A 10451-nucleotide genomic window follows, 5' to 3' on the forward strand; every position below is an offset into this window, starting at 1 on the left:
GGGCGCATGCCTCCGGGCGCTCAAGGTAGATCCCGCACGCCGTACCGGTGTTGTGGCGGCACAGGATCCCCGCGGGCTTGGCGAGCGCCTCGATCTCCAAGACTGAACAACAGGTTGTACACGGACCGCATGACCGCCCCTGAGCGAGAGCAGCGTTAGTTCGTGGTTGCGTTAGGCGATGACCGCCTCGTTCACGAGGTTCCTTGATGATGGTCCGGTCCTCAATGTCACGTTGTTGCAGCATGCAGCGCAGGGTGTACAACGTCGCGAATGTCTGACGATGCTACGCACTCGGACCTCGTGACCACCGAGCGCATCGCGATCGAGGCCGTCGGCGCTGCCGTCGACGTCTACCTCGCTGAACCGACTACCCAGGCTCATCCGATCGGGCGAGACCCCATCCTCGATCTGGCCGCGGCCGTAGCAGCTCACGCCTCCGCGCCCGCGACCATGATCAACGCCGAGGCCAAGGAGCCGTCGCGTCGCATAGCGGTGCGATCGGCCCTGCTCATGGCGCCCTCTGCGACACGACCAACCGGACGCCGAGACCGCTTTCGAGATTGGTGTTCGGATGCTCGGACGATGAGCTTGAGCGCGGCTACTGGTCGTCATCGTCGTCGTTGACCTCGATCAGGTCGCTGGTGTCCTCGTCGTCCTCGTCGACCACGAGGGTGTCGTCTTCGACCCTGTCGCCATCGTCATCGACATCCAGGGCGTCATCGCCCTCAGCATCAGTGTTCGTATCTTTGTCGGCCTCATCACCCACGGTGAGCAGATACGGAGACGGCATCTATACGGTTCCGCGTGATCAGATGGAGTTGTAGCGAGGAGCCGTGCAAATCTGTCTGTCACAGCCGAGGGCAGGATCAACCCGACATTGAGCGGGAATGCCGGCCACGCCCCGATCGAGGTAAGGGCTGCCAGCTCTCGGCTGTTTTACGCCACCGGCCGAGTGGGCTGGGCCGCCTCGCTGGCGCGAGGCGGCCCATCAGCTTACAGCAGAAGGCCAGGATTCCGGCCTCAGCTCGGCCTGTCAGTAATCCCTGAACGCGGCATTCCGAATGCCTGCGCGACGCTCGACCGAGGCCGTTGAGACCTCCGTCTCCGGGCGCAGCACCCGCTCACGGGTGGTGACGGTGTGCGGGCGCAGCACCGTGCGGTTGCTCACGACCGTTCGCGGCCGGGTCACGGTGCGGTTCTCCACCACCGTTCGCGGCTGCAGAACAGTGCGGTTCTCAGTGATCGTGCGCCGTTGCAGAACCGTGTCGTTCTCCACGACGGTACGCGGCCGCATCACCGTGCGGGCTTCCGTGACGGTGCGCGGGCGCTCCACCTCTTGCAGTTCCGTGACCGTCTGAGGCCGCATCACGGTCTGCATCTCAGTCACGGTGCGCGGCCGCTCCACTTCCTGCGTTTCTGTGATGGTGCGGGGGCGCTGGACGGTTTGCAGTTCGGTGACGGTTTGGGGCCGCATCACCGTCTCGGTATCCGTGACGGTGCGGGGCCGGGCTACGACCTCCGTCGTCTGTACAGTCTCGGGCCGGAACGCGATGTAGGGCACCATGACGGTGTGCGATTTGGTCACCGGCTCGAGCTCGGTGATCGTACGAGACACCGGCACCTGCTCCGGCCGCATCTCGGTCCGGGTCACCGGCACCTGCTCCGGCTGCATCACCGTGCGGGTCACCGGCACCTGCTGACGCTCAACCACCGTGCGCTGAACCGGAACTTGCTCGGGCCGCATGACGGTGCGGCTGACAGGCACCTGCTCACGCTCAAGGACCGTGCGCTGTACCGGCACCTGCTCCGGCTGCATCACCGTGCGAGCGCGCCGAACGGTCACCGGCGTCTCGACCGTGCGCTGCGTCGGCACGGTGACGGGCTGCAACTGCGTGCGCGCGACCGGGACATCGACCTCCTCCGGAACCGTCGCAGCGGTCCGTTCGATCTCGGGCCGCAGAACCGTTCTCCGACGTTCCGCCGTCTCAGGCCGCAGGACCGTGCGGGAGCGCCGCACCGTCTTGCGCTCGACCGCCGCATCGTCCCCGACGCTCTCCTCGCAGAACGGGTCATCCTGAAGGGCTGAGAGGTGCCCGGGCGATGCACAACCCGGAGGGGCGGCTTGTGCCATGGCGTGTCCGGCCGCGAGCGTAGAGCCAAGCACAATGACAGCAACAGACGTCAGCATGGCAGTCTTCGCCATCGAGTCCCTCCAAAAATGATATGGCAAGGGCGTGTAAAACGCTGACGCCAGAACACCGCGGCAACGAATACGGTTCCAATGGCTAAGCTGTGCTTGGAAGATCGAGGGGTGACGCCATGCTGAACCATTCCGCTCGAGCGACATTTCTACCGCATGAGCTTCAGGGGGAAGGTAGAGATGAAGCGATTGCTGCTGATCATCATCGGCCTGTGTGCTGTAGGCGGAGGGCTGATGTTCGCTCGCTCACTGAGTCAGCCGGACGGTTCGACCGCGTCTCTCACCTCACCAGCGACGACAAGCGGCTCAGGCGAGCCTGCAGAAGCTTCCAAGCAAGCGGAGCAAGCCACGGTCGCGCCTGCACCCCCATCATTCCTGCAGCTGTCTGCGGACACGGCAGCCCTGCGGGCCATAGCCGATGCTCAGGGGATCGGAGCTATCGGTGCGCCGGGACGCCTGACCTTCGCCCAGGCAGGCCCTCCAGATTTCCAGCCGGACATCCCGACAGGTTCGATCAAGCCCAAGGGAAAGCATCGGCGATGATTATTCCAGGTCTGCTTTCAGCCACTTAGCGACTACGGGGCACTCAGGCATTTCCTGTCGTCGCGCATGTCCTTGGCCGCTCGCCTGCTTCCAGATCGGTAGAAAGTCCAAGCAAGGCGAGTAAGGCTTCGCGCTCAGCATCTCTGGCCGCAGCGGTACTGCTCGTAGTCCTGGTTTGCGCGCAGCTTGGCCGGAACCGGCAGGACTTCACCTCGCCACAACCCTCAACCGCCTCACGCAGCCAACGATGCGACGACACAGCCAGCAATGGTTTCCACCAAACTTTCGGTGATCACAATCCTGCCGGCCATGCTCCCGGCCGTCCTCTTCGGATCTGCGCTCCTCGCTGCGTCGGCGAGGGCCGCGCCGTCGGAGGGCGCCACCGAGACCGTCGAGCAGGCGCTCTGCCGGCTGATCGAGAGTTCGGCCCGCACCCACCGCCTGCCTGTCCCCTTCCTGACCCGGCTGATCTGGCGGGAGAGCAGCTTCCGGGTCGGCGTGGTGAGTCCGGCGGGCGCACAGGGGGTGGCGCAGTTCATGCCGGGCACCGCCCGGGAGCGCGGGCTTCTCGACCCGTTCGACCCGGAACAGGCGATCCCGCACGCGGCCCATCTCCTCGCCGATCACCGGCGCCAGTTCGGCAATCTCGGCCTCGCGGCGGCGGCCTATAATGGCGGGCCGACCCGCGTCGCGAACTGGCTCGCGGGCTCCGGCGGGCTGCCCGCCGAGACCCGCTCCTACGTCTACGCGATCACCGGGCGCCCGGCGGAGGATTGGCGCCCGGGCTCCGGCAGCGTCGAGATGGGGCCTCCCGAGGACAAAGCAACGGAAAAGACCGTCCAGTCTCGGGGGAAGGTGGAGAGCGGCGGGGAGCTTCACGCGAATGAGCGCCCTCAGGCTGAAAAGGCATCCGAGAAGCTGGCGCGTACCAAGCCAAGCGACAAAGAAGCACTTACTCGGGCCCGGAGCAGGGTAGAAACGGTGCAGACCTGCCTAACGGTGACGGCCGCGCTCCGCATCCCCTCGCGCGGCGATCGCTTCGCGCCCAGTCCAGGGCAGGGCGCGGGCGAGAAGGCACTACCGCCGCCGTGGGGGCCCTGGGGCATTCAACTCGCCGGCAACTTCTCGAAAGCACTCGCGCTTCAGAGCTTCTCGCGTACGCAGGCAGCCTACGCGCGGGTGATTGGTGGGGCGCGACCCATGATCATCGGCACGCGCCTACGCAATCGCGGTACACAGGCTTTTTACCGGATCCGCATTCCAGCCCAGAGCCGGCAGACTGCCGACGTGCTCTGCGGGAAGATCCGCAGCGTGGGTGGCGCCTGTGTCGTTCTGAAAACCTGACGAGCGCGAACTCCTACAGATCGCACGTTCGCTCTCGTCCTCCCGGACCCGACTGGCTGGTTCTGCACCGCGAAGGTACTCGATCGCTCAAGGCTGCGGAGTAGCCGAACAGTTCACGGCAGCCGTCTCAAGGGCCCGTCGCTGCTGCGGCAGATGCTCGGGTGTAAGGGATTACTGCCCCTGCAGGCTGACCTTCACTGCGGGCTGAGCAGCAGACGGGTACACAACCCGCAGGCCTGAAGCTTGCGCCTGTACAGCTGCCGGTACATCCGCCGGCTCGGACGGGCGGCGGAGCTTCGCCATCGCTTTGCGGGCTTCATCGGCCGGGAGCGCACCGTGCGGCGCCACCATCGCAGCCAGGAGCGTGCGGGTCTTGCGATCCACCGCCGATGAGCGGCTCACCGGCTCGAAATCGCCGGCCGTATGCCGCTCCTCGGTCTTGCCCGTGAACACCTTCGGTCCATTCGTGGTGATGACGATGTCGCCCTTGCGCAGGGTGCTGTCGTGCATCAGAGCCGCGTTCGGATTGCCAGCATACCGCCACAGTGCCGCTTGAGCCTCGGAGGCCTTCGGCTTCTCCGTGGCTGCCTTCACCTTCTCGGGCTTGGGCAGAGCCGCATAACGTACCTTGGGCCGGACCAGCGCCTGTGCATCCCTCAGCTGTCGCCGGCGAGCGGATTGGCGCCACTCGCGCCGGCCGTAGCCGTACCCCGCTGCGGCGTCACCGCCGTAGGTGCCGCCGTAGGCTGGTGGCTGTGCGGCAGGCGCCGGCTGCGACGCTGGCGCGGGCTGCGGTGAGAACAGCTGCTGGAACAGACCGCCGAGGCCGCCCTCATCGGCAGCCTGGACCTGCACCGCGGTGCCGAGCACCAAGAATGTGGAGGTGAAGGCGAAGAGGCCACGACGGACAAAGCTGGTCTGGTTCAGCAGCATCGGCGCCCCCATTTAGCCCGGCATACTCACAGGCCATCCGGGCCCTAACGGAATGCACTTCCGCACCGTTCCGGCGCATTCGCCACGTACCTAACGCGCCCGCTCCTCTCTTGCTTTCCCACCCGGCGTTAGAGGCAAGCGAGACTGACCTTCGCAACAACGGGAACGCCGCGGCGCGTGCCGCTGCGGTTCCGGCAGCTATCAACCCAGGCAAATGCCACTCATGGTCCGCTTCATCTGAGTGTCCCACTCTCCATCCTGCGCGGCTCACGCGGCCTCGTTGCGCTTGCTGACCGCGGCTTCGTCTAGCGCAGCCTTGTCCGTGCTGAGTGCAGGCGCATCAGCAAGTCGCGAGTTCGCCGGAGCACTTGCCGCGCCCACCAAACCAGATGTCGGCTGTCTGTGGCAAGGCGCCGCCAGCGCAGTGCTGATGGCGCCGGTGAATACGAGCAGGATTACCGCTGTTTTCATGCGGCCGCAGCGCGGCCGGATCAGAGGGGACGGGTGCTGCGCATGCGCAGGAACTCGAAGACGGCCAGCCCGAGGGGAACACCGATAAGGAACAAGGCAAAGAAGAGGCCCACAGCTCCGCTCTTATCTGAAGGCCGGACGGGGCTGGGGTGACCCTTCGCCCAGCGGAGGAGGTGTAACTGCCTGCACCGCAATCCGGATCCTGCTGCGCCCGTCGCAGCTCGGGCGGCGCCAGGTAGCCAGCAACGATCCAGCGCGCCTCTTCGTTCGACATCGGCGCACAGCAGTAGGAGGTTCCGCGATGGCGACACGACGTTCCGTCTGGCAGCTCCTCGCAGGGCTGCCGCTTCTCAGCGCTCTCGTGCCTCAGGCAGAGGCTCAAGAAGGACCAACGGCCGTCACCGACGAGTCGCCTACGGGTCCGCCCGGGACGACGATGCTCACTGTCTTCCTGCGTCACGACCAGACGAAGACAGTCATTCAGATCAACGAGCACCTGAAGCACACCGGCTGGTTCCGCGACTTCCCGCCGGCCGGCGTCGAAGTGGTGAGTTGGTACGTGATGATGGGCGTCGGGCAGGTGGTGACGCTGCGCTTCGCGCCCGAGCGCCTGCGCGAGGTCAACATCCTGATCGAGCGGGCAGCCTGGGGCGGCTATCGCACGGAGTTCTACCCAACCTACGACTACCGCAAGCTCTACGAGGAGCTGAGACGCAAGATGGGCTGACGGCGGTTGGTCGCCACAGGCAGCCGCGGCGGTGGGAGCGAGGCCGGTTCGCGAGCGCAGCGCACACTCCAAGCTTCTGCGAGCAGTTTTGTGCGGAGCCCTAAGCCGCTGCGTCGCGTTAAAGGAACCCTCCAGCGACCCTGCGAGTCAGAACCATGGCACTCGACGTGCGCTCCGAACTCCGCCGGCCGATCACGCTCACGCTGGCCATCGCCACTCTGGCGCTGCTCGCCATCACCATCGTCATAGCCATCCGGCACAGCAGGGAGCGGCGGGACCACGAGCAGCAGGTGAGCAGCCTGATCAGCGACAAGACCGGTCTTCAGAACGAACTCGGCCGCCAGCGGGTCATGGCTGGGACGCTCAGCGACTTGCAGACGAAGATCGCAGAGACCGAGCAGAAGGGACGGCAGGCCGTTGAGGCCTCGGAGCGAGCCCAAGCGCAGTTCGCGGACTTGGAGCAACGCAGAACCGAAGCCGAGCGGCGGACCTCAGGAGCCGAGCAGGCGGCAGCGAGTCAGGCTCAGCGCCTTTCCGACCTCCAGGCGCAAGTCCAGCAGGCCGAGCAGAAGCTGGCTCCGCTTCAGGCGGCGATCACGACCGCGGAGCAGGGGGCGAAGGGGCGCACCCAGGAGCTGGCGGATGTCGGGCGCAGGGTAGAGGAGGCCCGACAGCAGGAAGCTAAGCTGCGGGATGATCTGACGAAGCTCTCACAGGAGGCCGCTGCCAAGTCGTCAGAGCTGGCGAAAGCGGAGCAATCTCAGCAGCAGGCCCGTGAGGCCGCCGCAGCGGCGCAGAGGGAGCTTGCAGACGCTCGTACAGAGACTGAGCGGCTGGCCAAGGAGCGCGGAGACGTTCAGCAGGCCACCGATGATCTCTCGGCCAGCCGCGAGAAGCTCACCGCAGCAGTCACCCAGACTGAGCAGCAGCTTCAGCAGGTGCGCGAGATGATGGCCGCTGCGCAGAGAGATGCTGCCGCTGCCCAGTCCGAGCGAGATCGCTTAACCGCCGAGCGCAGCCAGCTCGAAGAAGCGGCCAAGAAGCTGAGCGCGGATCGCCAGAGCCAGACCTCAGAGCTTGAGGCGCTGCAGAAGCGGCAGGCTGAGGCACAGGCGCAGCTTGCCACGCTGACCGAGAGTCTGGCTGCGCGGAACAAGGAGTTGGCTGAGCTGGACAGCCGCCTGAGCGCAACGCGCCAGGAGCTCGTGGATGCGCAGAGCAAGCTGGCTGACACGCACCAGCAGCTCTCTGGGCAGCCTGCACAGGATGGCACCGCGCCCGGGAAGCAGGACGAGAGCAGGCCGCCGGCAAGCTCCTCAGCGCCCGTCCGGCCGCATGGAAATGCAAGCCCACCGGCAGGGACAACGAAGTGAGGCATGGCGCAGAGCTAACGTGCGCGAAGCCACAGCTGACTCAAAACAGCTCATCCTGTCTGCGCAGCAGCACGCCTGGACCGGTATGAGGTGAACAAGGCGAGTGGCGCCTTTGTGTCATGTGACCAGGACGCTCGCGTGTCCGATATGACGTTGAAGCTCCACCTCTACATAGCGGTATAGCGGTCAACAGCGGCTTCGCGTGATGCACGAACTTCTGATCGGCTTGGCCGGCGTCGCCCTACTCGTCGGCGTCTTCGCTTGGCAGAGGCGGCTCTCCGAAGGCGCTTCGGTCCGCTTCAACCTGATGCAGATCATCGGCGGGACCGCGGCGCTGCTGTTCGTCCTCGGAGCCACGATCCGCGGCCTCGTGCTCGGCGCCTATTGGCTGCTGTCATGAGTGCCCGAGCCACTGCCTCAACGAGCTCGGAGAGACCCGCTTCTACTCGCGCCGCTTGGGAGAGTCCGGAAGATCTCTCCTGCACGTGGCGCATGTCGGAGGATGAGGCGCGCCAGACCGCAATCATCATCGCGACACTGCTCGGACGCATAGTAGGGGACGACTACGCAGAGAGAACGCCGATTTAAGCCGCGGCCGACTCCTGCCACTCTGCCCAACCAGACCGCTTGGCAAGGCTGATCAGCGGGTGAAGGCAGCCTGACCTGACGGGCTGGCTTTGGACCGGGCTGATGGCGAGGAGCAGCCAGGACTGGGGTTGCCCCGGTTTGTGGTCCAAGGCCTATGCAAGTTTTCGGGCTGTGACAGCTTGGTTGACGAAGGCGACTATAACGGCTCCAAAACACCCTATACTCGCTAGATCCGGCAATTTAATTTAGGTTCTTCGGCGAAACCGTCGGCTGCTCAAGCTACCTCCTCCTTCGTGAACAATCCGAGGGCTTTGCTCGGCGAAGCTGATGCCAAGATCGAACTTCGCTGAACCGCGCTTCGCGGCGTGACGACGGGAGTTGCTAACCTCAAAATCGATAATGGAGCGGGTAACACACCTCTGAGCCGGCATGTTGCAGGTGACCTGCATCGTGCCGGGACGATGAACGTAGCGCCGAGAAGGCCAGTGCTGGATCGCTCGGCGCTTCTCCGCAATGAGCTGATCCTGCGTATAGCGGCGACCGTAGAACGTAACGGTGCGAGCATACATGTCTGGCACCCGGACAATTGGAGCCGCATTGTCCGACGACCAGATCTGGAGGTAGTGGGTCGCGAAAAAGGCGGTGCGGACTCTCATCTCGTCCAGACCGAGCGCCTGCGCTGATGGCGCACTAGCGATGGCGGCGGCAAAGATCAACGGCGAAGCTGGCTTCAACATTGTCGGTCCTCAACAACGGGAGGGTCTTTTGGATGCCATGTGCTCGCGAGAGCTCTAAATCTACAGGACGTGCAGTGGTACGCCTCGGAGGGATTGCGAGCTTAGAATGCGCTCGCTCGCTGCTGCGTGTGGTTGTTTCACGTCTCGACTGGCGCGGCCCACGCGTGCGGGCCTTGATCTCCGAACACTGTTCGGAGGGGCGTTCTCCGGCTCTATGAAGCGGCCTCAGTGAGCGACTGCGCCTCGCGCGAGATAGAAGACCGGCGTCGGAACGCAGCCGCGGCCGGGAAGCATGAGGACACCAACTGCCAGCATCACGAGTCCGGGCCAGTTTGCCCGAGGCTTGAATCCAGCTGCGCTGTCCGTCCGGTTCCTGGCTCTGAAACGTCCGCCCCAGAGCGCCGTGAAAGCCGTGAGCAAGATGCTACTGATGAAGAGCAGCACACCGGCCCAGACAAGAACCATCTGTGGCTCAAGGATAGCCTGCGCACTCATTGCAGACACTCGCCGACGCTCGCCTTCCCAGCAGTGCCGCCGAACAACGTAGCCGGAAAGCGCCGTTCAACCGGCGCCCGCGCCTTCAAGCAAGAACGAAATTTTTACATTGACCCGAAACTGAGTCACCTTGTCGTTCTCCACGACAGCTTCGAACTCCTTGACCCAGACGGACTGGATGCCGCGGAGCGTGCTGGATGCGCGTTCGACTGCCTGCTTGATCGCGTCCTCGTAGCCTTGCGGAGACTGAGCCGACAATTCCAAGAATTTCACTACTGACATGAGTGCCTCCCTTGCGGGTTAGGCAGGTGATGCTCTGCCCGGCTCCCCCGGACGGCAACCCTCTGTGCAGTTGCGGGCAGGAGCTTGGCGGCAGTTCCAGAGCGGTTCCGTTAACGCGCTTACGCGAGGCGGCTAGCTCCGTAACGTCCAATCGGCGAATGACTGCTTCAGAGACGCTGTGTGGGTCGGCTGAATGGCTGAAATGGGCGCAAAGCGGAAGGTCCGCTTCTCGGCTGGGAGGCAAAATCCGGTTGCAACGCAACTCTGCTTTCCACCAGATCTGCTCTCTTCTTTCTTGCACGTTCAACCAGAATTGAGTGGGCAGCCGGAGATCTGCAGCGGCTGACTGCTGAGCAGAGTCCTCCTCTATGAGCTAAGCTACGGCGCATGCAGGTTGGACCTTGACAAAACCTGACATTCAAATCGACGAGGCGGTCGCGCATGCTGCCGTTCAAGCCAATGCGCGGGCACCTAACGTGGCCTCGACCGCCCCCTTAGCCCGTCGAAGACTGGCCGGGGTCATAGGGAAGCTCGCGATGCTGACTGGATCCATCGCGCCCGGTGCGTAGGTCTCGGCGTGCAGCAGGCGGCCGGCCATGTAGATGAAGCCCTCGACGACATTGTGCTCGACCGAGCGGTCGAACCAGATGGTGAGGCTGGAGGGCTGACGCTCAGACTGCCAGTTCGACTTCCTCGACTGGGCCGAGGGCTGGCTAGAAAAAGTGTGTCCAAGTCCTCTCGCGGGTCCCGGCCCACTT

The 10451-nt window shown here is 64.6% G+C and carries 11 protein-coding genes; 5 read left to right on the forward strand and 6 right to left on the reverse strand.

Annotation, left to right across the window (positions count from 1 at the left end):
* Positions 1–598: 598 nt before the first annotated feature.
* A complete protein-coding gene (locus MOX02_RS28040; protein WP_238178999.1) occupies positions 599–790 on the reverse strand; it encodes a hypothetical protein in 192 nt (63 codons plus the stop codon).
* A gap of 243 nt (positions 791–1033) precedes the next feature.
* Entirely contained in the window at positions 1034–2203 is a 1170-nt protein-coding gene (locus MOX02_RS28045; protein ID WP_147029080.1) for a hypothetical protein, read from the reverse strand.
* Between the two features lie 177 nt (positions 2204–2380).
* Between MOX02_RS28045 and MOX02_RS28050 the strand changes: the two genes are divergently transcribed.
* Positions 2381–2743: a hypothetical protein gene (locus tag MOX02_RS28050; protein ID WP_147029081.1), complete on the forward strand. Its 363-nt coding sequence runs from the start codon at positions 2381–2383 to the stop codon at positions 2741–2743.
* Positions 2744–3052: 309 nt separating this feature from the next.
* Positions 3053–4087 carry a lytic transglycosylase domain-containing protein gene (locus MOX02_RS28055; RefSeq protein WP_147029087.1) on the forward strand — a complete coding sequence of 345 codons (1035 nt, stop codon included), beginning with the start codon at positions 3053–3055 and terminating at the stop codon, positions 4085–4087.
* A 171-nt stretch (positions 4088–4258) separates the two neighbouring features.
* Here MOX02_RS28055 and MOX02_RS28060 read toward each other — a convergent pair whose 3' ends face one another.
* Positions 4259–5020 (reverse strand): hypothetical protein, encoded by a 762-nt coding sequence (locus tag MOX02_RS28060; protein WP_147029082.1) that lies wholly within the window; start codon positions 5018–5020, stop codon positions 4259–4261.
* Between the two features lie 907 nt (positions 5021–5927).
* Here MOX02_RS28060 and MOX02_RS28065 point away from each other — a divergent pair.
* From MOX02_RS28065 to MOX02_RS28075, 3 genes are all read left to right on the forward strand, one after another.
* Positions 5928–6218 (forward strand): hypothetical protein, encoded by a 291-nt coding sequence (locus MOX02_RS28065; RefSeq protein ID WP_238178994.1) that lies wholly within the window; start codon positions 5928–5930, stop codon positions 6216–6218.
* A 155-nt stretch (positions 6219–6373) separates the two neighbouring features.
* Positions 6374–7591, forward strand: a complete 1218-nt coding sequence (locus MOX02_RS28070; RefSeq protein WP_174804979.1) for a coiled-coil domain-containing protein — start codon at positions 6374–6376, stop codon at positions 7589–7591.
* Positions 7592–7796: 205 nt separating this feature from the next.
* On the forward strand, positions 7797–7991 hold the full coding sequence (locus MOX02_RS28075) for a hypothetical protein (protein WP_147029084.1): 195 nt from the start codon (positions 7797–7799) through the stop codon (positions 7989–7991).
* A 433-nt stretch (positions 7992–8424) separates the two neighbouring features.
* Here MOX02_RS28075 and MOX02_RS28080 read toward each other — a convergent pair whose 3' ends face one another.
* From MOX02_RS28080 to MOX02_RS31920, 3 genes are all read right to left on the reverse strand, one after another.
* The gene (locus MOX02_RS28080) at positions 8425–8916 is read right to left on the reverse strand and encodes a hypothetical protein (RefSeq protein WP_147029085.1); all 492 of its coding nucleotides are present in this window, start codon (positions 8914–8916) and stop codon (positions 8425–8427) included.
* Between the two features lie 561 nt (positions 8917–9477).
* A complete protein-coding gene (locus MOX02_RS28090; protein WP_147029086.1) occupies positions 9478–9693 on the reverse strand; it encodes a dodecin family protein in 216 nt (71 codons plus the stop codon).
* A gap of 451 nt (positions 9694–10144) precedes the next feature.
* Positions 10145–10451: hypothetical protein (locus tag MOX02_RS31920; RefSeq protein WP_210250417.1), on the reverse strand; the 307-nt coding region annotated here is incomplete at its 5' end.

This window comes from Methylobacterium oxalidis (assembly GCF_007992195.1).
Classification (GTDB): Bacteria; Pseudomonadota; Alphaproteobacteria; order Rhizobiales; family Beijerinckiaceae; genus Methylobacterium; species Methylobacterium oxalidis.